The organism is Aquirufa avitistagni, assembly GCF_042715545.1.
GTDB lineage: Bacteria > Bacteroidota > Bacteroidia > Cytophagales > Spirosomataceae > Aquirufa > Aquirufa avitistagni.
This window is the reverse complement of sequence record NZ_JBBKXZ010000003.1, coordinates 355,190-377,216: the sequence shown is the minus strand read 5'-3', so window position 1 is coordinate 377,216 and position 22,027 is coordinate 355,190. Positions and strand designations below refer to the sequence as shown.

27 protein-coding genes, 4 tRNA genes and 1 rRNA gene are annotated in these 22,027 nt (G+C 40.8%); 7 read left to right on the top strand and 25 right to left on the bottom strand.

The genetic code is table 11. The annotated features are described in order from the left end of the window. Window positions 1-9: 9 nt before the first annotated feature. From rrf to proC, 6 genes are all read left to right on the top strand, one after another. Window positions 10-121 (top strand): 5S ribosomal RNA (gene rrf, locus U0R10_RS10170). Between the two features lie 385 nt (window positions 122-506). Continuing rightward, entirely contained in the window at window positions 507-1,058 is a 552-nt protein-coding gene (locus tag U0R10_RS10165) for a hypothetical protein (protein WP_377983858.1), read from the top strand. An 8-nt stretch (window positions 1,059-1,066) separates the two neighbouring features. Further along, window positions 1,067-1,468: a MerC domain-containing protein gene (locus tag U0R10_RS10160; protein ID WP_377983857.1), complete on the top strand. Its 402-nt coding sequence runs from the start codon at window positions 1,067-1,069 to the stop codon at window positions 1,466-1,468. A 64-nt stretch (window positions 1,469-1,532) separates the two neighbouring features. Then, complete coding sequence (gatB, locus tag U0R10_RS10155) at window positions 1,533-2,990, top strand: Asp-tRNA(Asn)/Glu-tRNA(Gln) amidotransferase subunit GatB (RefSeq protein WP_377983856.1); 1,458 nt, start codon at window positions 1,533-1,535, stop codon at window positions 2,988-2,990. 1 nt (window position 2,991) lies between these two features. Next, a complete protein-coding gene (locus tag U0R10_RS10150) occupies window positions 2,992-4,104 on the top strand; it encodes a TlpA family protein disulfide reductase (protein ID WP_377983855.1) in 1,113 nt (370 codons plus the stop codon). A gap of 2 nt (window positions 4,105-4,106) precedes the next feature. Continuing rightward, on the top strand, window positions 4,107-4,907 hold the full coding sequence (gene proC / locus U0R10_RS10145) for a pyrroline-5-carboxylate reductase (protein ID WP_377983854.1): 801 nt from the start codon (window positions 4,107-4,109) through the stop codon (window positions 4,905-4,907). Here the strand turns inward: proC and mutL are convergent. The 17 genes from mutL to U0R10_RS10060 form a co-directional block, all read right to left on the bottom strand. Next, on the bottom strand, window positions 4,896-6,740 hold the full coding sequence (gene mutL / locus U0R10_RS10140; RefSeq protein WP_377983853.1) for a DNA mismatch repair endonuclease MutL: 1,845 nt from the start codon (window positions 6,738-6,740) through the stop codon (window positions 4,896-4,898). The two genes, proC and mutL, sit on opposite strands and share 12 nt — an antisense overlap. Before the next feature lie 82 nt (window positions 6,741-6,822). Then, window positions 6,823-7,209: a 50S ribosomal protein L7/L12 gene (rplL, locus tag U0R10_RS10135; RefSeq protein ID WP_377983852.1), complete on the bottom strand. Its 387-nt coding sequence runs from the start codon at window positions 7,207-7,209 to the stop codon at window positions 6,823-6,825. Window positions 7,210-7,277: 68 nt separating this feature from the next. Next, window positions 7,278-7,811 (bottom strand): 50S ribosomal protein L10, encoded by a 534-nt coding sequence (gene rplJ, locus U0R10_RS10130; protein WP_377983851.1) that lies wholly within the window; start codon window positions 7,809-7,811, stop codon window positions 7,278-7,280. Window positions 7,812-7,813: 2 nt separating this feature from the next. Beyond that, window positions 7,814-8,512 carry a 50S ribosomal protein L1 gene (gene rplA / locus U0R10_RS10125; protein ID WP_377983850.1) on the bottom strand — a complete coding sequence of 233 codons (699 nt, stop codon included), beginning with the start codon at window positions 8,510-8,512 and terminating at the stop codon, window positions 7,814-7,816. A gap of 37 nt (window positions 8,513-8,549) precedes the next feature. Then, window positions 8,550-8,987, bottom strand: a complete 438-nt coding sequence (rplK, locus tag U0R10_RS10120) for a 50S ribosomal protein L11 (RefSeq protein WP_377983849.1) — start codon at window positions 8,985-8,987, stop codon at window positions 8,550-8,552. A 220-nt stretch (window positions 8,988-9,207) separates the two neighbouring features. Continuing rightward, window positions 9,208-9,924 (bottom strand): FkbM family methyltransferase, encoded by a 717-nt coding sequence (locus U0R10_RS10115; protein WP_377983848.1) that lies wholly within the window; start codon window positions 9,922-9,924, stop codon window positions 9,208-9,210. A 68-nt stretch (window positions 9,925-9,992) separates the two neighbouring features. Further along, entirely contained in the window at window positions 9,993-10,589 is a 597-nt protein-coding gene (gene nusG, locus U0R10_RS10110; RefSeq protein WP_377983847.1) for a transcription termination/antitermination protein NusG, read from the bottom strand. A 36-nt stretch (window positions 10,590-10,625) separates the two neighbouring features. Beyond that, a complete protein-coding gene (gene secE, locus U0R10_RS10105) occupies window positions 10,626-10,817 on the bottom strand; it encodes a preprotein translocase subunit SecE (protein ID WP_377983846.1) in 192 nt (63 codons plus the stop codon). 35 nt (window positions 10,818-10,852) lie between these two features. After that, a tRNA-Trp gene (locus U0R10_RS10100) sits at window positions 10,853-10,923 on the bottom strand. Window positions 10,924-10,988: 65 nt separating this feature from the next. Further along, on the bottom strand, window positions 10,989-11,735 hold the full coding sequence (locus U0R10_RS10095) for an NIPSNAP family protein (protein ID WP_377983845.1): 747 nt from the start codon (window positions 11,733-11,735) through the stop codon (window positions 10,989-10,991). 159 nt (window positions 11,736-11,894) lie between these two features. Further along, window positions 11,895-13,082: an elongation factor Tu gene (gene tuf, locus U0R10_RS10090; protein ID WP_377983844.1), complete on the bottom strand. Its 1,188-nt coding sequence runs from the start codon at window positions 13,080-13,082 to the stop codon at window positions 11,895-11,897. Between the two features lie 82 nt (window positions 13,083-13,164). Then, window positions 13,165-13,236 (bottom strand) — tRNA-Thr (locus U0R10_RS10085). A 92-nt stretch (window positions 13,237-13,328) separates the two neighbouring features. Then, window positions 13,329-13,401: transfer RNA gene (locus U0R10_RS10080), tRNA-Gly, on the bottom strand. Between the two features lie 44 nt (window positions 13,402-13,445). Next, a tRNA-Tyr gene (locus U0R10_RS10075) sits at window positions 13,446-13,528 on the bottom strand. Window positions 13,529-13,633: 105 nt separating this feature from the next. Next, entirely contained in the window at window positions 13,634-14,821 is a 1,188-nt protein-coding gene (locus U0R10_RS10070) for a porin family protein (protein ID WP_377983843.1), read from the bottom strand. Window positions 14,822-14,828: 7 nt separating this feature from the next. Then, entirely contained in the window at window positions 14,829-15,530 is a 702-nt protein-coding gene (locus U0R10_RS10065; RefSeq protein ID WP_377983842.1) for a hypothetical protein, read from the bottom strand. Continuing rightward, a complete protein-coding gene (locus tag U0R10_RS10060; RefSeq protein WP_377983841.1) occupies window positions 15,527-16,075 on the bottom strand; it encodes an RNA polymerase sigma factor in 549 nt (182 codons plus the stop codon). Before U0R10_RS10060 ends, U0R10_RS10065 begins: the two co-directional genes overlap by 4 nt. Window positions 16,076-16,184: 109 nt before the next feature. Here U0R10_RS10060 and murI point away from each other — a divergent pair, with 109 nt between their 5' ends. Then, a complete protein-coding gene (gene murI, locus U0R10_RS10055; RefSeq protein ID WP_377983866.1) occupies window positions 16,185-16,991 on the top strand; it encodes a glutamate racemase in 807 nt (268 codons plus the stop codon). On the opposite strand, the gene U0R10_RS10050 is transcribed toward murI, so the two are convergent. The 8 genes from U0R10_RS10050 to U0R10_RS10015 are packed head-to-tail and all read right to left on the bottom strand — an operon-like array spanning window position 16,988 to window position 21,985. Further along, window positions 16,988-17,242, bottom strand: coding sequence for a hypothetical protein (locus tag U0R10_RS10050; protein ID WP_377983840.1), 255 nt, complete (start codon window positions 17,240-17,242; stop codon window positions 16,988-16,990). The two genes, murI and U0R10_RS10050, sit on opposite strands and share 4 nt — an antisense overlap. A 28-nt stretch (window positions 17,243-17,270) precedes the next feature. Then, window positions 17,271-17,804: a DUF420 domain-containing protein gene (locus tag U0R10_RS10045; RefSeq protein ID WP_377983839.1), complete on the bottom strand. Its 534-nt coding sequence runs from the start codon at window positions 17,802-17,804 to the stop codon at window positions 17,271-17,273. Between the two features lies 1 nt (window position 17,805). Next, window positions 17,806-18,525 carry an SCO family protein gene (locus tag U0R10_RS10040; protein WP_377983838.1) on the bottom strand — a complete coding sequence of 240 codons (720 nt, stop codon included), beginning with the start codon at window positions 18,523-18,525 and terminating at the stop codon, window positions 17,806-17,808. Between the two features lie 21 nt (window positions 18,526-18,546). Beyond that, window positions 18,547-18,861: a cytochrome C oxidase subunit IV family protein gene (locus U0R10_RS10035; protein ID WP_377983837.1), complete on the bottom strand. Its 315-nt coding sequence runs from the start codon at window positions 18,859-18,861 to the stop codon at window positions 18,547-18,549. A gap of 19 nt (window positions 18,862-18,880) precedes the next feature. Further along, window positions 18,881-19,648, bottom strand: coding sequence for a cytochrome c oxidase subunit 3 (locus U0R10_RS10030; protein WP_377983836.1), 768 nt, complete (start codon window positions 19,646-19,648; stop codon window positions 18,881-18,883). A 10-nt stretch (window positions 19,649-19,658) separates the two neighbouring features. Further along, entirely contained in the window at window positions 19,659-20,237 is a 579-nt protein-coding gene (locus U0R10_RS10025; RefSeq protein ID WP_377983835.1) for a cytochrome c oxidase subunit 3, read from the bottom strand. Window positions 20,238-20,240: 3 nt separating this feature from the next. Beyond that, a complete protein-coding gene (cyoE, locus tag U0R10_RS10020) occupies window positions 20,241-21,089 on the bottom strand; it encodes a heme o synthase (RefSeq protein WP_377983834.1) in 849 nt (282 codons plus the stop codon). After that, entirely contained in the window at window positions 21,086-21,985 is a 900-nt protein-coding gene (locus U0R10_RS10015) for a COX15/CtaA family protein (RefSeq protein WP_377983833.1), read from the bottom strand. Before U0R10_RS10015 ends, cyoE begins: the two co-directional genes overlap by 4 nt. Window positions 21,986-22,027 lie beyond the last annotated feature (42 nt).

Here is a 22,027-nt window from a genome sequence, read left to right as displayed (position 1 = left end):
TGTAAAAAGTATGGAGCCGATAGGACGGGTGTTCACCTCTTCCCATCTCGAACAGAGAAGTTAAGCCCCGCACCGCTGATGATACTGGGATCAAACCCGGGAAAGTAAGTAAGCTCCAAGTTATTTAAGAAAGACCGCCTCGAAAGAGAGCGGTTTTTTTGTGCCCAAAAAGTAGTCAGTAGTCAGTGGATAGTAATCAGTAGTCAGTCGCTAGTCAATAGTCGCTCGTCGTCAGTCTGGAGGGAATGAGTCCGGAGGGAGATAGTCCGAAGGGAACATAAAGCGCTCACCTCTTACTTCTCACCTCTTACTTCTTACCTCTTACCTCTTACCTCTTCTTCGGACTCATTCCCTCCGGACTATACACTGGTTACTGATTACTGACGACTAGCCACTCCTTTTATCTTCTAAATTTATCTGTTTACTATTTGTTTATTTTGCAACAATGTTGCATATTTGCATCATAGTATCGTGTACCACTGTTACAATTAAACTAAATAATACCTATGAAACAGATTATAACATTTTTGGCTTTATTAGCTATTTCTACAAGTTGTTCAAAGGAAGAGCATGAACCACATGATGACAATGAATTAATTACTACCGTCAAATTGGAATTCAAGCCAGTAACTAATGCCTCACTTCCTACTAAATCATTTTTTTGGAAAGACACGCAAGGGGATGGTGTAATGGATTCTGTAGATCCAATCGAATTAGACAAAAATACTACATATGAAATGAAGGTGTCATTACTTGATGAAACCAAGAAACCTGCTTTTGATATTTCTAAAGAAGTTGAAGAAGAGGGAGATGTGCATTTGTTTGTATTTAAATCCAATCCACTAAGCTTATTGAGTGTACAGATTAAAGATTTAGATAAAAAAGGAATGCCAATTGGATTGCGTTCGGAAGTGAAATCTCAATTTGCTGCTGGTACTGGCAAGTTCAACGTAATTCTTAAACATCAGCCTCCTGTTAATGGTAAAGCCGTTAAAACTGGTAAAGAAGAAGGTGGATCTACGGATGTAGATGTCACATTTCCGGTAACTATTAAATAATTAGTAATATGTCTAAACGAAAGCCCGTCAAACAATTTATGCCGCTCGAAAAGTTAGGATTATTCCTTTCTTTTGCGTGTGCCATTCATTGTTTGGCGATGCCTTTTGTGCTTTTTTTTGCTCCCTATTTTATTGGGACCTACGCTTTTGGTCCTGTTGTAGAGTGGGTTTTAGTGGCAAGTAGTTTTGCGTTGGCGGCTTATTTGCTTATTGCCGACTACCTCTTGCATCGAAATGTTTGGCCATTGGTATTTCTAGGTATCGGATTGTTTATTAAGTTAATTGATATTTTTATAGGCCAACAATCCGATGAGTGGATTTTCGGCTCCCTTTTGGGCGTATCTGTCGCTTATGCGTATTGGATTAATTTCAAACACAAATCAGCCTGCACCTGTAAAATCAAATCCTAGCGCTTTTTAACACGCAGGTTTTTGTATCTTTATGATGTTTTGCATCGTTTAAGATCTTTATTTAGTGAGTACATATCAATCTGCTGTTTACGAACCGGTCATTGGGCTTGAAATTCATGCCCAGCTTCAAACAAATTCTAAAATATTTGCTAGCGATCGCGTATTGTTCGGACAAGAAGCAAATACCCTTATTTCGCCAATTACCCTCGGCCACCCGGGTACACTTCCACACCTAAATAAAAAGGCAGTGGAATTTGCAATTAAAATGGGGATTGCCCTTGGCTGCGAAATAACCCGTTGGCAAAACTTCGATCGCAAAAATTATTTCTACCCCGATCTTCCCAAAGGATACCAAATTACCCAAGATAAAACACCCATCTGCATGGGTGGTTCCATTCAAGTACATTTAGCTGCTGGTCCAAAGCATTTGCCTTTTCACCACATCCATTTAGAAGAGGATGCAGGTAAATCACTTCATGAAGGCGATAATCCTTTCAGTTTCATTGATTACAATCGAGCTGGGACTCCGCTAATCGAAATGGTTACCGAACCCGCAATTCATTCTGCCGAAGAAGCTTTTGCTATGATTTCAGAAGTGCGAAAATTGGTTCGCTACCTTGGAATCTGTGATGGTAATATGGAAGAAGGATCCTTGCGTGCAGACGTGAATATTTCACTACGTCCAATTGGTTCACAAACCTTAGGTACCAAGGTCGAAATCAAAAACATGAATTCGTTGCGTAACATTCAACGGGCAATTGAATATGAATGTCGCCGACAAGAAGCTGCGTTACTCGCTGGGGAAGAGTTGGTGCAAGAAACGCGGACTTTTGATGCGCATACAGGCAAAACAGCTAGCATGCGTGTTAAAGAAACCATGAATGACTACCGCTATTTTCCGGAACCGGATTTGGCGCCTTTGGAAATTTCAGATAAATGGATTGCCGAAATTAAAACAAACATGCCCCTGTTACCCTGGGAGCAAGAATTACAATTGATTAATACCTACCACCTATCAGCCTACGATGCTCATTTCTTAGCCGAAACGCGTGAAATGGCTTTGTATTTTGTTGAAACGACTACACATACGAAGGCGTATAAATCGGTGGCCAACTGGCTTATGGGACCCGTTAAATCTCACTTAAATGATTCAGGGAAAACAATTGAGCAATTTGAGTTGGCACCTGAGACATTGGCCGCGATCATTGAGCTAGTCGAAAAAGGAACCATAACACATAATTTAGCAGCCCAACAATTATTTCCGTTGTGCTTGCAATCGCCTGCATTGGCACCAAGTACCCTGGTGGAACAGCAAGGTTGGTTAGTGCAATCAAATACGGATGAGCTTCCAGCTTTTGTTGAAGCGGCTTTAGCGGCTTATCCAGAAAAGGTCAACGAATATCGTCAAGGGAAGAAAGGATTACTCGCATTGTTTATTGGCGAAGTAATGAAACGTTCAAAGGGTACGGCGGATCCGAAACGCGTCAATCAGTTAGTCGCTGAAGCGCTAAATAAAAACTAATATGAAACAGCTATTTTTTTTCCTTTTATTTTTAGGCCCATGTGCTCTTTTTGCGCAAGACTATGAAGTTCGTGTACAAGCAAATCAAGTAGTTCCTTCTAAGCGCATTTTCCTAGAGGTAATTAATGGACGTGGACAGGCTGTCAAAATAGACTCCATGCTTCCTAATGCGAAAAAGGAAGTTGTATTTAAGGGAAAAGTGTTGGATCAAGGAGGTTTTTATTTAGTAAACTTTTTTGACATAGCTAATCCACAGAAGGTTCTTTTAATCTTGGAGGGTGGAGAGAAAATTAGTGTTCAAGCGGAAGGAATCAATACGCCTGAAAAGAGTGGGGCATTCAGTGTCCAAGGCAATACGCCTAACATTCAGTTTATGAATCAAATTCTTGAATTATCATCTAATTTACAGAAGCGCGTGGCCGTTTGGAATGCGGAGTTTCAGAAGAATCCGAAAGATCAGGCACGCATTCAGGCAGCCTTTGAACAAGCGCAGCAAGAGCAATTCACGCAAATAAAGGCATTAATTCCTCAGATGGGTACAAATTTGGTGGCCTTATGGGCGACTAATTTTTTGCCAGCTGAATCTGAATTAGCAACTTTGGAAGAAATTGGAGCTCGTTTTGCACAAGCCCGCCCCAATCACCCCCAGGTAAAGCCATTTCTTGAAAATTTGACTCGACTTAAGGGCGCTGCCGAAGGGTCTGAAGCTCCAGAAATTGCCCTAAATACTCCTGAGGGGACTGTTTTACCTTTGTCTTCTTTACGCGGGAAGTATGTATTGATTGATTTTTGGGCAAGCTGGTGCGGACCTTGTCGGCGCGAAAACCCCAATGTTATCAAAACATACGCCAAGTATAAGGATAAAGGTTTTGAAATTTATGGGGTGAGCTTGGATAAGGACCGACAAGCCTGGTTGAAAGCAATTGAAGTAGATCAGCTAACTTGGAAGCATGTTTCAGATTTACAATATTGGAATTCGGTGGCAGCGCAGGCATATCAGGTTTCGTCTATTCCGATGACTTTTTTAGTTGATCCACAAGGTAAGATTATTGCCAAAGGCCTTCGTGGCGAGACCCTGAATCAATATTTAGAAAATTTGTTTAGCGGGAAATAAATATGAAAGTAGCGATCATTGGCTGTGGAAATATGGGAATGGCATTTGCTAATTCCTTTATTCAATACAATTTGGTGCAAAAGGCAGATTTGCTCTTAGTGGAGAAAAACCAGGAGCGAGGTTTGCAGTTGCAAGAGCAGAAATCGGGCATTGTGGTTGACACAATTTCGAGCAAGATTTCGCAGGCTGATTTGATTATTTTGTCGGTTAAGCCTCAGGATTATCCAGCTGTTTCACTTGATTTGAAATCATACATTAATATGAGTCAAGTGATATTATCGATTATGGCTGGAATTCCAATTGCTCAAATTCAGTCAAGTCTTTCGCATGATTTGGTGATACGTGCGATGCCAAATACACCGGCGCTTTTAGGCATGGGGATGACCGCTTTTGCGGCGGCGGAGCAGGTAGGTCTATCGGATATTCGAAAGGTGGAGAATTTAATTAATTCTACTGGCCGTGCCGTGTTTTTGGAAGATGAAAAATTGTTAGATGCTGTTACCGGCTTAAGTGGTAGTGGTCCTGCTTATTTTTTCTATTTGATTAAATCGATGATTGATGCGGGGGTTGCCATGGGATTTGACCCGGCGATGTCATCTTTGTTGGTCAAGCAAACCATGTTAGGTTCGTATCATTTGATGCAAACAAGTGATAAAACGTTAGATGAATTGATTCAAGCTGTGGCATCCAAAGGGGGCACTACAGAAGCTGCGCTACGGGTTTTTCAGGAAAAGCTTGTGGGAGAAGGCCTACAGCAGGGTATTTATGCTGCGCGTGATCGTGCGGTTGAGTTAGCTAAATAAGCCTTCAAAAGACGCCATTGGCATCATTTGACTTATACTTTCTCCATTTGGGGAGAAATTCGGATTTGTGCTCGCGAATAATTGTTCAATTAGCGACCTAGTTTCCTCTTGATTTAGTGCACGTTGTTGGAATCGAATGGCAGATCGATTGGCCATAGATTGTGCGATCTTCTCTGATCGTTTGACATCTAAATCGGAAGCGGCATGTTTAATTTGTTCTAAAATGCCTTCAAGGATTGATTGCCCATCTTCATCCCCAATTTCGGTTGGTACACCTACAATATGCGTTTGTCCCTGCTCATTCGTTTCTAAACGAAAGCCCAAATCATTAATTTCTGCACCTATTTCAGCCAAGAGTACCTGGTCGGCAGGGTTAATGGTCATCAACTGTGGAAATAAGACTTGTTGGGATGCACCATTTTTTCGATTCAAATTCTCCATGAATTGATCGTACATAATCCGTTGGTAGGCACGTTTCTGGTCGATGACCAATGCGCCATTGGACATGCTAACGATAATATACTTATTCAATACTTGAATGTATTGCAGTTTATTATTGATTTCAGTTCCGCGTTCCCACGCATTTGCTTTGCTTTGAATCGTTGTGGATTCGTCGAATGAATTAATTCCGCTGGCAAATAAGTTGGCTTGTGGGGCCGGCGCCTGTTGTTCAAAAGCGTCTATATTGTTTTGTAGACCTTCGTATAGTTGTTTCCAAGCGTCGTGCGCGGCCTTGGGCTTATGTGATTCGGTATAAGCAGACTGAGGTTCTTGTCCGCGTCCTTCTGCCCGAAAGGGGCTATTGAAATTGACATTACTATCAAAGTCGAGTGAAGGAATTAAATTATGTATCGAGAGTGTTTTCCGAACGGCCGCTTGAATGATTGCATAAATAGATCGTTCGTCATCGAATTTAATCTCTGTTTTTGTTGGGTGCACATTGATGTCAATGTGCTGGGGATCGATACTTAGAAATAATACATAGAAGGGGAAAGCTCCATCGGGTAATAAGCGTTCGTAGGCGCTCATGACAGCGTGATTCAGGTAAGAGTTCTTGATGAATCGATCGTTCACAAAGAAGAATTGTTCTCCACGTGTTTTTTTCGCATGTTCGGGTTTTCCTACATAACCTTTTATGGAAACATAATTGGTATTTTCTTCGCAGGATGCAAGTTGTTCGCGGTAGCTTTTTCCGAAAAGGTCAACAATCCGTTTACCTAGTTTTTCAGTAGGTAGTGCATAGGTTTCTTGTTCGTTTTGGATGAATGAAAAGGAAACTTCGGGGTGTGCTAGGGCGATTCGTTGGAATTCATCTAAAATATGTCGGATTTCAACTGGGTTAGATTTTAGAAAATTGCGTCGTGCTGGAATGTTGTAAAACAAGTTTTTGACGGCAATGGATGTCCCTATTGGGGATTGAATGTTTTCTTGTGCTTTGAAAACGGAACCATCAATTTTGATGTGGGTGCCGAGTTCGTCGCTGGGGCGTCGTGTTTTTAGTTCGACTTGCGATACAGAAGCGATGGAGGCCATGGCTTCGCCACGGAATCCCATGGTTTTGATGCGGAATAGGTCTTCAGCTTTTCTGATTTTGGATGTAGCGTGGCGTTCGAAACACATGCGTGCATCGGTTTCCGACATGCCTGAACCGTTATCGATGACTTGCACGATTCCTTTTCCGGCATCCTTAATGATGAGTTGGATTTGGGTTGCTCCGGCGTCTATGGAGTTCTCCATGAGTTCTTTGACAACGGAAGCGGGTCTTTGCACGACTTCTCCGGCCGCAATTTGATTTGCGATAGCATCGGGGAGGAGTTGAATTAAATCGTGCATGGGTAAAAGGGCAATTAGAGTTCAAATAAAGCAAAAAAAAGGGAATGTTGCCATTCCCTTTTTTTATAAATCAAGTAAGTGATTACTTAACTTCAACTTCAGCACCAGCTTCTTCTAAAGATTTTTTCAAACCTTCAGCTTCGTCTTTAGATACGCCTTCTTTAACTGCTTTTGGAGCAGCATCTACTACGTCTTTAGCTTCTTTCAAACCTAAACCAGTTAAGTCTTTCACTAATTTAACGATTGCTAATTTGTTAGGACCAGCAGCTTTCAAGATTACATCGAAAGATGTTTTCTCAGCAGCAGCGTCTCCACCGTCAGCGCCACCAGCTGCAGGACCTGCAACCATAACAGCACCAGCAGCAGCTGGCTCGATACCGTACTCATCCTTAAGGATAGTAGCTAATTCATTTACTTCTTTTACAGTTAAATTCACTAATTGCTCAGCGAATGCTTTTAAATCTGCCATTTTTTTAAAATTTAATTGTTACAAATTAATTATGTGTTGGAGCTATGCTCCGGTAAAACGTGTTAAAATTATTCAGGACGCTCAGACAATGTCTTCACTAGACCAGCTAATTTCTTCTCACCGCTAAGCAATGCTGAAACAACATTTTTAGCAGGCGATTGCAATAAGCCAATCACTTCGCCAATCATCTCGTTTTTCGACTTGATGTTTTCTAGGGCTACTAATTGACCTTCGCCAATGTACAAACCGCCTTCGATCGAAGCTCCTTTGAATGTAATTTTATCCTTTCCTGCCGCTTTTTTGAATTCTTTGATCAATTTAGCTGGAATTTTAGCATCTTCTGGGGAGAAGATAATTCCAGACATTCCTGTCAAGACTTCAGCGTCGAAAGGTGTATAATCGGTCCCTGTCTTAGCAAGGGCTTTCGCGATTAATGTATTTTTGAAGATTTTGTATTCCAAACCCTTCGCAAAACACATGCGACGAAATTCTGTTGCTTCAGCTACAGTTAAACCGGCTGTACTTGCAATGTAGAAGTACGGAGTTGCTGCGAACTTTTCGCCCAACTCATCAATAATCTGATTTTTTTCTTCTCTTGTCATGATTACAATCCGGCTACAGTTCCCTTATCGATGATGATGCCCGGAGACATGGTCGATGATAAGTTGATCGATTTTACATAAGTTCCTTTTGCAGAAGAAGGCTTTAATTTAATCAACGTGTTGATTACTTCTAAAGCGTTATCTACAATTTTATCAGCTCCGAAAGACACCTTACCGATTGAGGTATGGATGATACCGGTTTTGTCAACTTTAAAGTCGATTTTACCTGCTTTTACTTCGTTAACTGCTTTTCCTACTTCCAAAGTTACAGTACCTGACTTTGGATTAGGCATCAGACCGCGAGGTCCTAACACACGCCCCAAACGGCCTAATTTCGCCATCACGGTTGGCATGGTAATGATTACGTCGATATCGGTCCAACCGCTCTCGATTTTTGCAATGTAATCATCTAATCCAACGTGATCTGCGCCGGCTGCTTTTGCTTCCTCTACTTTATCTGGAGAACACAATACGAGTACACGTACGTCTTTACCAGTTCCATGAGGTAGGGCAACCACACCACGAACCATTTGGTCCGCTTTGCGGGGGTCTACTCCTAAGCGAACATCAATATCCACTGAGGCATCGAATTTAGTATAAGAAATTTCTTTCAAAATCTCCGCAGCTTTTTCAAGCGAATACGCTTGCGTTGCATCGTATTTAGAAAGGGCTTCCTTTATTTTCTTCGTAAGTTTTGCCATTACCTTTTAATTAAAATGTTTATTTCTGATGGTTAAATCAGAACGGTTTATCACCAGAAACAGTAATACCCATTGATCTGGCCGTTCCAGCAATCATACTCATTGCTGCTTCGACTGTAAAACAGTTTAAATCCGGCATCTTAGTTTCCGCGATCACGCGCACTTGATCCCAAGTCACTGAACCTACCTTTTTCAAGTTAGGTTGAGCTGAACCAGATTTCACCTTAGCTGCTTCCAATAACAAGATTGGTGCTGGAGGTGTTTTTACAACGAATTCAAACGATTTGTCCGCGAAATAAGTAATTAGGACCGGCAATACTACGCCGTTTTTATCTTGAGTACGTGCATTAAATTGCTTGCAGAACTCCATGATATTTAATCCTTTCGAACCTAATGCAGGACCGATGGGTGGTGAAGGATTGGCTTGGCCACCTTTGCATTGAAGCTTTACGTAGCCAGCTATTTCTTTTGCCATGTTAAAACATCGTTTATTTAGTGAATTAGAGGTTTATCTGCCAATAAGGGTGGAAGCTTCCTTATCTGATTCCCCTCCGGGTGACTCTTCCGTGTAACAAGACTTCGGAGCCCAATCCCCTTCTGAAATTTTCAAAACAGAGATTGCCGCTTTTTAAACGGACTGCAAAATTAGGGATATTATTTTGAAATGCAAAAGTAATTCTAGATAAAACTAGAAGTTAGGCGGATTTTTGAAAAATTACCTCATAAAAATCGCCAAAACCATGTTTGATGGATACCTCTATCACGTAGCCATGATCATGTAAAAACGATTGTATTGATTCAAAGCTATCTAGTGTTTGATACATATCATCTTGATGGTTTTCAATTTGAATGCGATCAATTTGACATGATTTTAATGGGAACAATCCGGTAAGGCATTTTAATTCATGACCCTCGGTATCAATTTTTAGTAAGTCGATATGTTTAATTGCTTGTTCTTCGATATAATCTCGTAAGGCAATGGTCTCTATTTCGATTTGCTCACTAATTATTTCAGTAGGCTTCACGCCCATCACCTGCGCTTTTTTCGCTAGATATTTACTATCTGGATTTAGTGGCTCGAAAGAAGAGGTTAAATCCAGTTTATTGATGTAGAAAGTTAGCATTTGCTTCGCATTTGAAACGCCCTTATTAATTAAGGTCATATTTTTTATGCCCTGATATTTATTGGTTAAAAATTGAAACAAACTAGGGTTAGGTTCAAAAGATGTAATTTGTGCCGTAGAACGAATTTTCAAAAAGAAATCAGCCGATTGTCCTTTGTTGGCCCCCACATCAAATATTGTCGGATTAGCCGGTAATACCGTTTTGTAAAAGCGTTTAAGCTTAGGGTAAAAAAGGACAGCTTCGTTGAGCTCAATTAAATAAGTAATTAGTTTAATACGGCTGATCATGCTAATACTTTGGATTTGTCAAAAAAAAACCCTGGAATCCAGGGTTCTTAAGTTATAAACGTCAGTTATTATTTTTCTACCTGCGCATAATTCAATTCAAGTGGCGTATTACGGCCAAAAATCTTAACCATAACAGATAGCTTTTTGCTATTCTCGTGAATTTCTTCAACCGTACCTTCGAATGTTGCGAATGGACCGTCGATTACACGAACTGTTTCACCTTTAATGAAGCTAATTGAAGCGTATTCTTCGACTGCGGCTGACTCGTCAACTTTACCTAAGATACGATTAACTTCTGCTTGGTTGATAGGCATCGGTTTTTTAACAATAACCTTGACCTTCTTCGTCTTTCCTCCTTCGATTTTCGTCTCCTCGATTTCTTCATTATTTGTTTGCAAGAAACCAATAACACCAGGTGTCGAAGTTAAAATGTGACTAACCTCGCCCGCTAAATCTGCTTCCACCATGATATACCCTGGGAACAAGTTCTTCTCACGAATCACTTTTTTCCCTTTACGGATTTCATAGATCTTTTCTGTCGGAATTAATATCTGTGGAACTGAATCAGACACACCTTGACGCGCCAACTCATTTTCCATATAGGTCTTAACCTTCTTTTCTTGCCCTGAGATTGCTCTCAAAACGTACCATTTAGTCTCTGCCATGGCAATTGCTCGTTGAGGATTGGGAAAAACCCGTGTTTAAAATGAACTATAAAATAAATCCAAACCAGATTTAAATGCCAAATCAACGACTCCTACCAATAAGGCAAAAATCAACGAGGCAACTAAAACCAATACTGAACTCGATTGAAGTTCCGTGAATTTTGGCCAAGTAACTTGTTCGGTTACTTCCGTCCAAGAATCCTTAATCAATGATGTAAAACTGCTCATATCTTACCGATTGTCGGTTATTTAAAATTTCGTTGCACGGGCACAAGGATTCGAACCCTGACCAAAGGTTTTGGAGACCTGCATACTACCATTATACTATGCCCGTAGAAAGGATTGCAAATTTAGATAAAAAAACCTAATTAACAAACGTCGGCATAACTAATTGAATGTTTACCACTGGGAGTAACTCGTAGGTTCCAAAAATTTGCGGACTGTCCGAGAATGGCTATTCGCATACCGAGGATCTCCACTCATGCGCTTCCAATCCGGATCAGCACTAAATTTCCCCCAATTGGCATCACGCTCCGCCATGTTTTCAAAAGATACCATGTAGCTCAAACAAGGGGTGTTTTCACCAGCGAGTACCTCGCCGAAAAAGACGTTGTGTAGGCCAACTTTATCAAAAATAGCTAGCTCACCTTGATTGAACATATCGATTTTACGCTTCAATGCATCCTCGTTATATGCTTCATAGGTACGCCATTCATATATTCGGCCCGGATTAGTCACAGGTAATTTCATCGATGGGTGACCTGCAAATCCTTTCGCCAAATAGGTGGAAACCCGATCAAATAACGGTTTATCAGGTCCTACCTGATCAAAATACGCACGTGATGTTGTTTGGTAAGTAGCATCTTTCTCCAATGCCTCTTTATATCCGGCATAGGCCATCAACGATTTAAAGGGAATCGTAACGATAACAACTGCCGGCTCAGGTTTGCCAAGATCTTTGAATACGCCAATTTTTGAGACGCCATAGGCATTCATCGCGGGAATAAATGATTTAGCTAGATAACTTTCCAGGAGATTTGTATTACCCCTGAATTTCATATGATACGTTCTGATTTCGTAATATTCCTGACCGTAGGATTGAAAGGCGAATAAACAAACTGATAAAAAGAGTAGTAATTTTTTCATGAGACAATATAGGTTAAATTAAAAACGTTCAAGCCTCAGGCGCTAGCTTTGGCAAACCTGAAAGGATTGCCAAAGCTAAAGGACACGCCTAGGCTTCCTACAAGTATACAAAAAAAAAGAGCGGTCAATGACCGCTCTTTCCCATAAAGACTAATAAAATTAGTCTAAGATTTCAGTTACCTGACCAGCACCTACAGTACGGCCACCTTCACGAATCGCGAAACGTAAACCTTTATCCATAGCAACTGCGTTCAATAACGTAACATCAATTGTTAAGTTATCACCAGGCATACACATTTCAACTCCTGCAGGTAATAAGATTTCTCCTGTTACGTCTGTTGTACGGAAGTAGAATTGTGGACGGTATTTGTTAAAGAATGGAGTATGACGTCCACCTTCTTCTTTAGACAAGATATAAACCTCAGCCTTGAACTTCGTGTGAGGCTTCACTGAACCTGGCTTACAGATTACCATACCACGACGGATATCAGTTTTCTCAATACCACGTAACAATAAACCTACGTTATCACCAGCTTCACCACGATCTAAGATCTTACGGAACATCTCAACACCAGTTACTACTGATTTTAAGTTTTCAGCTCCCATACCTAAGATATCAACTGCCTCACCTGAGTTAATAACACCAGTCTCAATTTTACCTGTTGCAACCGTACCACGACCAGTGATCGAGAATACGTCTTCAACTGGCATCAAGAATGCCTTATCAACATCACGCTTTGGAAGTGGAATCCAAGAATCAACTGAATCCATTAACGCATCGATTGTAGCTACCCATTTAGCATCTCCGTTCAATCCACCTAAAGCAGATCCTTGAATTACTGGAATGTTATCACCATCGAATTCGTAGAATGAAAGAAGCTCACGGATCTCCATTTCAACTAATTCTAATAATTCTGGATCGTCTACCATGTCCACTTTGTTCATGAAAACTACCAATTGAGGTACACCTACTTGGCGAGCCAAAAGGATGTGCTCACGAGTTTGTGGCATTGGTCCGTCAGTTGCAGCAACTACCAAGATAGCACCGTCCATCTGAGCAGCACCAGTAACCATGTTCTTCACGTAATCCGCGTGACCTGGACAGTCAACGTGTGCATAGTGACGGTTAGCTGTTGAATACTCAACGTGAGCCGTGTTAATCGTGATACCACGCTCTTTTTCTTCTGGAGCAGAGTCAATGGAAGAGAAATCTTTCTTCTCAGCAAGACCTTTTTCAGAAAGAACTTTAGTGATAGCAGCTGTTAAAGTTGTTTTACCGTGGTCAACGTGGCCAATTGTACCAATGTTAACGTGGGGTTTACTTCGGTCAAAATTCTCTTTTGCCATGATTATTTAGTTCTTAATTAGTTTATAAAAAATTCAAATGTTACAATTTCAAATGATTACTCTTTCAAATAATCTGTGTTAGAGCCTTTGAGCAGGATTGAACTGCCGACCTCTTCCTTACCAAGGAAGTGCTCTACCACTGAGCTACAAAGGCCAATTACCTTGCGGCCACAATCAAACCTCTTTTGGTTTAACATAACAAAAATATCACCTAGGGGGAATCCTCCTAAGCAACATTTTTATTCGAGCGGGAGACGGGGCTCGAACCCGCCACCTATAGCTTGGAAGGCTATCGCTCTACCAAATGAGCTACTCCCGCTTATAAATTCTCCTGTAAAAAGAACTTAAATCATTAAAAGAATGTGGGGACAGATGGATTCGAACCACCGTAGGCATTCACCAGCAGATTTACAGTCTGCCCCATTTGGCCGCTCTGGTATATCCCCGAAATTCTGCATTCCAGTAGAACGTTTTACTGAAATAGTTCGCAAAAGTAGCTCCTTTTTTGATTTCCGCAAAACTCTCGTCAAAAAAAATGTGATAAATTTTAATTATAGTTTAAATCCGAAGCTAAATGCAGTTAATTCTGGACCCATTCCCTTCTGAAATAGTGGTGCTAAATCATAATTAAAGAACAACTCACCTACATGTCGTAATGCCACTTCCGCTTTTACGCCATATCTTACCTGATTTAAATTGAAATTAGATCCAATTCTCGCTAAGTCATCACTCTTTTCCTCAATCGTTTTGGTCCAACTATCCAATCGGTAACTAACATATCCCCCCAATCCAATCATTTTAATGGCCGATTGCTTATTGAATACAACATGTGGTACAATCGGAAGCGTAATGTAGGATACAGTCAATTTATTTTTCTTCAACGCGACCTCGTCTCCTCTCGTGTCCAATATCGGCTGGAAATTCGTAGCGGATGTTGCCTTGGTAACCACCCGATTGTGATCAAACATGAAGTTGTACCAATCAAATGAAAAACCATAGCCCAATTTAAACGCACTTTTTTTGCCGCGAGCTATCGTTGCCGCATGTGTAAAATCTAAACTCACAAATCTTGAACCTAGTGGCTTTAATTCTGGATCAGAATTTAAGTAGGGACTAGGATAAATGGCTATTACATTCTCAGGCATTTTTCCAGTTAATCCATTGAGTCCTATGTAGACATTAAATCCTTTTCGTTCATACAAATTCGATTTTTTATCTTTTGATTGTGTTTTTGTTGAATCTCTCCCCCAAATCACTTTCGTTTCTTCCCCATTAGGTTCCTTCACATGTACACCATTCCAATCCACATGTACCTCTTCCTTCCCATCTTTCACATGAATCCCATTCCAGCCTACCCGCACTTCGTCTTTACCCGTAGATTCAATGGTAACACCACCTGGTTTGGCCTTCGTCCTAATTTCAGATTTATAGTTAACGCCGGACTTTAGGATCCCAATCTTCACCGAACTATTCCCAATCCGAACAGAAATACTGCTATCTCCATCCGAATCCGTTTTGATGACTGTTCTAATTTGTTGCCACAAACTATCCGTCAGCACTAAGCCCTTTTTCTCAAAGACACCTTCAAGTTCTTCCCGTAAGGTCTTTTTCGAATCTGCTTTCGCACCGATAATTTTTTGATCACGCTTATCAATCTTAAGCAATAAGCTATCATTTGTATTTTTTGCCCAAAGCCCTTGGCTAACTAAAAGGCATGTCATTAGTAGTAGGTTTTTCATATTTTATTTATTGAAATTGTAATGTTTGTTTTACGGATTGTTCTGTTCGAATTACGGTATTAGCCACCAAGTGAATACCATCACTTAATTTATCATTTGAATTAGCTATCTCACGCCAGCCACCAGGCTCGCCCGAAATTACTTGACGGAAAATTTGCCCCAGCAAATTTCGCTTTCTTTTCACGGGCTTTTCAACGGTCTCTGCTACTTGCATTGCCTTCCTTTCTTCAATAGGATCAATGTCTATGCGTACCAGTATGACCTCTTCTTCATTTTTTGTTTCAACTGCTTTTGGTAAATCCACCGCTTTCGCCACGGCGATTTCTTCAACGGCCACGGGTGAGTTGTCAGCAGGTTTAGTGGCTATGCCAACAGGCTTGATCGTTTGCGCACGCACTTTAGGGGCATCTTGTTTCGAAACCAACTGCTCAGAAGGTTCCTCAATCTGCTTTTGAGTGACAGCAACCGTTGGTAACACGGTTTGAGCAGTTTCTACATTTTGCCAATTCAAGCCAATCGACAAACCAAGCACTGCCGCCCAAGCCCATGGACTCTGAGCAACCCTACGCCATAACGGTATGATTGGCCGCGAGTTAGTTGCATCTAATCGATCCCAATTAAAGGCTGGAGCAGGCTCTTCTTGCTGCGCCATTTGGCCACGCCATTGGGCTTCCACGTGTTCCCAGGTAATTTTGTTTTTGTCTTTCATACCGCTACGTTTTTCATTTTGGTTTGAAGTAATGCTCTTGCGCGTGATAATTGCGATTTCGAGGTCCCCTCGGATATATGTAACATTTGACTAATTTCTGGATGACTATATCCTTCAATCGCATATAAATTAAATATGGTACGATAGCCATCTGGCATATCGGCAATTAACATTTCAATTTCTTGCGTCGTCAAATGCATTAATGCATCTGCCGGCTGACCTACATCCCATGTCTCATCAATATCTTTTAAATAAATCGATCCATTCTTTCTTATTTTCATCAGCGATTCATTGACCATAATTCGGCGAATCCACCCTTCAAAACTTTTTCCCTCCGTAAACTGATCAATCTTCGTAAACACTTTCATAAATCCTTCTTGCAACGCATCTTCGGCATCGGGGCTTTGGCCTAAATAGCGCCTGCAGACCGCCATCATTCTACCTGCATAATGCTGATAAACAGCATACTGCCCCTTTCGATCCTGCTTTTGGCATAATCGAACCCATTCGATCTCTTTAGCTTGGGAAGGTAAAACGTCTGTCAATGCTGGTGAATTAATGAATCCGACCGCAAAGATGGTAAAAATGTCTAAATGGTTGCGTGGGTTTGAAAAGAATACCAAATTCCCGTTATTTACATTCTATTTTAGACTTATGCCAAACGCTGCACCCATCGGAATTTTTGATAGTGGAATTGGGGGACTCACCTTAGCTCATGCCATAACCGAACTTATGCCCAATGAACCCATCATCTATTTTGGGGACACCGCGCACTTGCCTTATGGCGACAAATCAGCCACTGCGATCCAAGCATATTCCGTTAAGATTTGCAATTTACTGTTAGAGAAAAACTGTAAACTGATATTAATTGCCTGCAATTCAGCTTCCGCAGCGGCCTATGATTTAGTGAAGGCTTACGTAGGAACAAAAGCCATTGTTGTGAATGTCATCGATCCAGTCATTCAATACCTGGATCATGACTGGTCAAACAAAAAGCTAGGCCTTATTGGGACCAAACAAACCGTAAACTCTGGAATTTATGCGCGCAAGGCAGCGGAGCTTGATAAAAATATTCACGTGCAGTCTCTGGCAACTCCACTATTAGCGCCCATGATTGAAGAAGGGTTTTTCAACAATCGGATTTCAGAGCAAATTATTCAAGAGTATTTAGCTAATCCAACGCTCAGCGGTATCGACGGATTGATTCTAGGATGCACACACTATCCGTTGATCAAAAAGCAAATAGAAGATTATTATCAAGGGAGCATCTCAGTCATCGACACGTCCATCATCGTAGCCGAAGCCATCAAACAGATGCTGACTGAAAAAGATTTATTGGCTGCAGGACCCACAGGTAGTCGGCAATTCTATGTATCAGATTACACAGAATCTTTCGAGCAATCAACCAAACAGTTTTTTGGGGAGGCAATCAAATTAACGCAATATCCAATCTGGGATTAGGCTTGCTTACTTAATAGCTGGGACACCTTTTGGCGTAATTGCCATTTGGAGATACGGGCCAACTGTTCTTTTTTACTCTGACGAAACCACATCCATGCGATAACGCCCACGAGCAAGTAAGGCGCAGCTAATAAATACAAAATACCCGTATTCAGCCCTGTCGCAATATTTGATCGACCATTTGATATCGTACTTTCCACAGTCGTCCGGCACATGGCACATTGCGCCACCCCATCTAGTTGGAAAAGCAAAAAAACGATTAAGAAAAATATAATTCGCTTACACATAAAAAGGAGAAATCATAAGGTAAACAATCACACCTGTCAGAGAAACATATAGCCAGATGGGGAAAGCCCATTTAACTGTTTTTTTGTGCGCTTCAATTTGATTTGTTAAGGCTTGATAAATCGCATACAAGACTAAACGAACTACGCCAATCGACAATACAATATGTGTTATCAGAAAGAAGTAATAAACTGGTCTAGTCCAACCAGTACCTCCGTAGGGAGTAGATGGATTTGAGATATGATATAAAATATATAGCACCAAAAATAATCCACCTTGGGCAAAGGCCAACTTCATCGCGGTCTCATGACCGCTGATGTTTTTAGATTTAATCGCAATGAACCCAAAGATTAAACAAATGGCTGTAGTGGTATTTAAAAACCCAATCACATGGGGTAATACTTTAGTCCATTCCCCCAACGGAAGTTTGATTTGTATGCCGATCAGTGCCGCAACTGCCAATGGGATAGCTATCGAAACTATATTGATTAGCTTATCGTTTTGTGGGTTTTGAGAAATCGTACGCATGTTAATTTTCTGTTGAATATATACTTTTTAAGACCTTTATCTCGACGATCAGTCGGTCTACCTCTTTTTTATCCGTCCCATCGTAAAAACCACGAATGACTCCAGCCTTATCTATCAGTACTAAACGTTCTGAATGGATAAATGTTTCATCTGGATTCTTAATGGCAGCGTCATATTCAGAGGCATCCGCCAAGGGAACATGAAAGCCTTTCAAAATTAAAGGATAAATGATTTTTTTATCTCCCGTTAAAAAAGACCAACGTGTGCTGTCTGCATCGAACCGTTTGGCGTAGGCTGCTAGCTTCTCAGGCGCATCGAATTTAGGGTCTACTGAAATGGAAATAAATCGAATGTCTTGATCTCTGATGAAGGTATCAGTAGCCCGGCTAACCTGCGAGGTAATTTTTGGACAAATTGTCCCACAACGGGTAAAGAAGAAATTAGCTACATATATTTTCCCTTTCAGATTTTCCGAGCTAAATGCCTTGCCTTGTTCATCCGTTAAGTTGAATGATGGGATTGTCTGGAAAACGGTATCTAATTCGGATTCATTCCAGCGCTGATGGAGGCGCTTGGCCATTTTGATTTCACCGGTCGTGGAGTCAATAGCTGGGATGTAGCGCGGTAGACTGTAATGATTTTGGCCAAAAAGCTTTAGGCCTAAATAGATAAAGACAGGCACTATTAATGTCATTAATAAAATGCCTGTCTTTTTATTCATTGTGTGGTAGGGGTTACCCCATTAATACATGTTGCCGCCTTCGTAAATCAACGCGATCAAAAGCCAAACGACGAAGATGGTTGGTATAAGTACCGCCCAAATAAGTGATTTAACCTCATGCTTTAAGTGCATGAATTCACCTACGATATAGAAGGCTTTTACGATTGTCATACCACAAAATATTGCTACACGTAATGTGTTTGCTGGCATGGTGAAGGCAATAACGAATTCGATTGCCGTTAAGATCAATAAGATCCAAAATGTTTTCCAAATAGCACCGGTATTGGGTGCTGGAATTTCCTTTTCAGAGGTTTCGTGAGCTACGTGCGAAGCCATATATAAATCAATGTTAAGATTAAACTAAATAGAAGAAGGTAAATACGAATACCCAAACAAGGTCAACAAAGTGCCAGTAAAGGCCTACTTTCTCCACCATTTCATAATGACCTCTACGCTCATAAACTCCTGTAGCGGCATTAAAGAAAATAAGGATATTTAAAATTACACCTGAGAATACGTGCGTTCCGTGGAATCCAGTAATGAAGAAAAATAAGTCTGCAAAAGCTGGAGGGCCATACGGGTTACGAACCAAATTAGCTCCTTCAATGGGAGTAATTACCCCATCGATTACTTGCTTAGCAGCTAAAGATAAATCTTCAGGACCATGAATAAAGTGTGTCCACTCCCAAGCTTGAGATCCTAAAAAGGTAAATCCACCTACAATTGTCCAAAGCATCCATTTCTCCACATCCTTACGATCGCCACGGTGACCAGCTTCCACAGCTAATACCATGGTTACAGATGATGCAATCAAAATAAATGTCATGATTCCAACGAATACTAACGGTAAGGAGATACCATGTAAAAATGGAACAGCTTCGAAAACCTTCTCTGGAATAGGCCAATGTGTCGTAGAGAAATAAAAATCATCCGGAGTTCCTTGCCAAGCTGGTTGGCTAAAACGGATCATTCCGTAAGTAATCAAAAGTGCGGAGAATGTGAATGTATCCGATAGAAGGAAAAACCACATCATCAATTTACCGTAACTTGCTTTTAGAGGTTCAGAACCCCCTTGCCATGTTAAATTTTCTGGAACCGCTGGGGCAGCGTGTGCTACTGACATAGGTATAAGCTTAATTGTTAATCAATAAAAATAAAAATAAATAAACCCATAAAGCATCTAAAAAATGCCAATAGGTGGAACAAATTTTAATTTGCGTCAATGCCTTCGCATTAATTTTCAATCGGAATGCAGCTACTAAGGCAACTAATAAAACTACTAATCCGGAGATTAAATGTAGTCCGTGCAGACCTGAAAATACGTAGACAAAAGAACCTGACGGATTACCCACGAAATACACGTTCATCTCAACTAATTGAGACCACCCGTAATATTGCATTACTAAAAAGAGCAATCCGAGCACAAAAGTAATAGAAATACTTAATCTAAGGGCATTAAATTGGTCTTTTTTTGCAGCAATTAATGCAGCGTGCATGGAAATACTGCTGGCAATCAATACCCCTGTACTGTAATAAAATAAGTCCGGCAGGTTAAATTCAACCCAGTTTCCTTCTGCTTTACGCACTAAATAGGCACTCGTAAAGGCTGCAAAGAGCATTACGATGGAAACGATAAATAACCACATCGTGAAAATTTTAGGATTCACGGATCGAGGCGTTTGCGCTTCAAGTAATTCTTGTTCTGTTTTCATGATTTATGCTTTATCAAATAAAAAGGCAATTTGGACTACTAACAAATAAATAAATGATCCGAACATCATCCACCGAGCAGCCTTGTCGGTGGGATTCATCATCAAGTAAAACGTTTGACTTAAAAATAAAATTCCAGCTGTTACCGCAATAATTGTCGACGTAATCCCCGTCATCTGCATCAGGTATGGTAAGAAGCCTAATGGGATTAGGAACAACGTATAGATCATGATCGTAAATGCTGTTTTTAAATCCTTCTTGCCATCATTAGGCAGCATCTTAAATCCAGCTTTCTTGTAATCAGCATCCGCCACCCATGCAATCGCCCAGAAATGTGGAAATTGCCAAAAAAATTGGATAGCAAATAAGATTCCAGGTTCCCAACCGAAATGGCCTGTTGCTGCGACCCAACCAATCATCGGAGGAAATGCACCCGGGAAGGCGCCTACGAATACGGAAATGGGGCCAACGCGCTTTAAGGGAGTATACACATAGCCGTATAAAAAATAGGAAAGCAAACCTAATGCTGCGGCCTTCCAATTAAAACTTAAGAGAATCAACAAGGAGACAATGGCCACCATTAGACCATAGATATTGGCTTGCTTGGGCGTGAGCGTCTGTGTAGGTAGGGGACGTTTAGCCGTCCGCTTCATTAATTTGTCAAATTCTATTTCCTTTAATTGATTAACAATATTGGCAGCACCCGTTAATAAAAACCCTCCCAAGGTAATCAGCAAAATACCCCACCATTCATGTTTACCTGGGGATAAAACATAGCCGAATGTTCCCGAAAAAGCAACAGTAATCGAGAGTCTCGATTTCAATAGGTCAATATAAGGTTTTACCTGCATCATGCTCTTTCAGTTCGTTGCCACGCGTGAATATGCAATCCTAATAACAAGAGTGAGCTAGCCAAATGTATCGGCTGACTTCCCAATGGAAGCGCGATATAGGCCATGATGACGCCTGATAGGAGTGAAAGACTGATTAAGCCAACAAATCCTTTTTTGTATTGCATGAAATCAGATTCTCCCATAGGTATTAGCTTCCATAGATACAGATGACTAAGCAAAATCAGCCATGAAAAGGTACGGTGAATGATATAGATCATATCTAACTGATCTATCCATAAATTTTTAGCACCATAACCTAGGTTAACAATCACGTGATCCATGTTCTCTCTTACCTGCGTACCTAATAGTATTTGAGCAAAAATGATGACTGCATTGATTAAAATCCATGAACGAACCTTCGAAGTTAAAACATGGATTTTAGCCGAATTGTTTAGGGCTTTAAGCAGGAAAAATAGAACCCCTGTGGTTAGTAACATGTGAGCGGTTACCACACCCGGTAACAGGAATGAATCAACCACATATTTGCCCAAGATGGCATTAGCCATAACTAATACGAAAGCTGCAAAAGTGTAGAGAAATGTGCGTCTAGATTCTTTCCATGCCAACAATGTAGTGATCGCCATGAATAAGCCAGTTAATGCACCAAGTAGTCTATTTAGATATTCAATCCACGTTTTTGTGGCATTGAATTCGATTTCACCATGCAGCTTTTCCTGGTAAATTTCCTGGTAATTCAGGGGTAGTTCAGAAGCATGTGTAGGTGGAACCCATTGGCCAAAACAACGTGGCCAATCCGGGCATCCCATTCCCGACCCTGTACTTCGTACGATTCCGCCAGCTAATACCAATAGGTAAAGGCAGAAAAGTGTGATGTAGCCGAATCGCTGAAATGTCATGTGTGGAGCTAAAAAAAGGATGCATCCAAATGAAACTCATTT

Excerpts from the sequence above, each read along its gene's own strand:
- U0R10_RS10165 (WP_377983858.1), top strand. The coding sequence starts at position 507 with ATGAAACAGATTATAACATTTTTGGCTTTATTAGCTATTTCTACAAGT.
- U0R10_RS10160 (WP_377983857.1), top strand. The coding sequence starts at position 1,067 with ATGTCTAAACGAAAGCCCGTCAAACAATTTATGCCGCTCGAAAAGTTA.
- U0R10_RS10150 (WP_377983855.1), top strand. The coding sequence starts at position 2,992 with ATGAAACAGCTATTTTTTTTCCTTTTATTTTTAGGCCCATGTGCTCTT.
- proC (WP_377983854.1), top strand. The coding sequence starts at position 4,107 with ATGAAAGTAGCGATCATTGGCTGTGGAAATATGGGAATGGCATTTGCT.
- mutL (WP_377983853.1), bottom strand. The coding sequence starts at position 6,740 with ATGCACGATTTAATTCAACTCCTCCCCGATGCTATCGCAAATCAAATT.
- rplL (WP_377983852.1), bottom strand. The coding sequence starts at position 7,209 with ATGGCAGATTTAAAAGCATTCGCTGAGCAATTAGTGAATTTAACTGTA.
- rplJ (WP_377983851.1), bottom strand. The coding sequence starts at position 7,811 with ATGACAAGAGAAGAAAAAAATCAGATTATTGATGAGTTGGGCGAAAAG.
- rplA (WP_377983850.1), bottom strand. The coding sequence starts at position 8,512 with ATGGCAAAACTTACGAAGAAAATAAAGGAAGCCCTTTCTAAATACGAT.
- rplK (WP_377983849.1), bottom strand. The coding sequence starts at position 8,987 with ATGGCAAAAGAAATAGCTGGCTACGTAAAGCTTCAATGCAAAGGTGGC.
- U0R10_RS10115 (WP_377983848.1), bottom strand. The coding sequence starts at position 9,924 with ATGATCAGCCGTATTAAACTAATTACTTATTTAATTGAGCTCAACGAA.
- nusG (WP_377983847.1), bottom strand. The coding sequence starts at position 10,589 with ATGGCAGAGACTAAATGGTACGTTTTGAGAGCAATCTCAGGGCAAGAA.
- secE (WP_377983846.1), bottom strand. The coding sequence starts at position 10,817 with ATGAGCAGTTTTACATCATTGATTAAGGATTCTTGGACGGAAGTAACC.
- U0R10_RS10095 (WP_377983845.1), bottom strand. The coding sequence starts at position 11,735 with ATGAAAAAATTACTACTCTTTTTATCAGTTTGTTTATTCGCCTTTCAA.
- tuf (WP_377983844.1), bottom strand. The coding sequence starts at position 13,082 with ATGGCAAAAGAGAATTTTGACCGAAGTAAACCCCACGTTAACATTGGT.
- U0R10_RS10070 (WP_377983843.1), bottom strand. The coding sequence starts at position 14,821 with ATGAAAAACCTACTACTAATGACATGCCTTTTAGTTAGCCAAGGGCTT.
- U0R10_RS10065 (WP_377983842.1), bottom strand. The coding sequence starts at position 15,530 with ATGAAAGACAAAAACAAAATTACCTGGGAACACGTGGAAGCCCAATGG.
- murI (WP_377983866.1), top strand. The coding sequence starts at position 16,185 with ATGCCAAACGCTGCACCCATCGGAATTTTTGATAGTGGAATTGGGGGA.
- U0R10_RS10045 (WP_377983839.1), bottom strand. The coding sequence starts at position 17,804 with ATGCGTACGATTTCTCAAAACCCACAAAACGATAAGCTAATCAATATA.
- U0R10_RS10040 (WP_377983838.1), bottom strand. The coding sequence starts at position 18,525 with ATGAATAAAAAGACAGGCATTTTATTAATGACATTAATAGTGCCTGTC.
- U0R10_RS10035 (WP_377983837.1), bottom strand. The coding sequence starts at position 18,861 with ATGGCTTCGCACGTAGCTCACGAAACCTCTGAAAAGGAAATTCCAGCA.
- U0R10_RS10030 (WP_377983836.1), bottom strand. The coding sequence starts at position 19,648 with ATGTCAGTAGCACACGCTGCCCCAGCGGTTCCAGAAAATTTAACATGG.
- U0R10_RS10025 (WP_377983835.1), bottom strand. The coding sequence starts at position 20,237 with ATGAAAACAGAACAAGAATTACTTGAAGCGCAAACGCCTCGATCCGTG.
- cyoE (WP_377983834.1), bottom strand. The coding sequence starts at position 21,089 with ATGATGCAGGTAAAACCTTATATTGACCTATTGAAATCGAGACTCTCG.
- U0R10_RS10015 (WP_377983833.1), bottom strand. The coding sequence starts at position 21,985 with ATGACATTTCAGCGATTCGGCTACATCACACTTTTCTGCCTTTACCTA.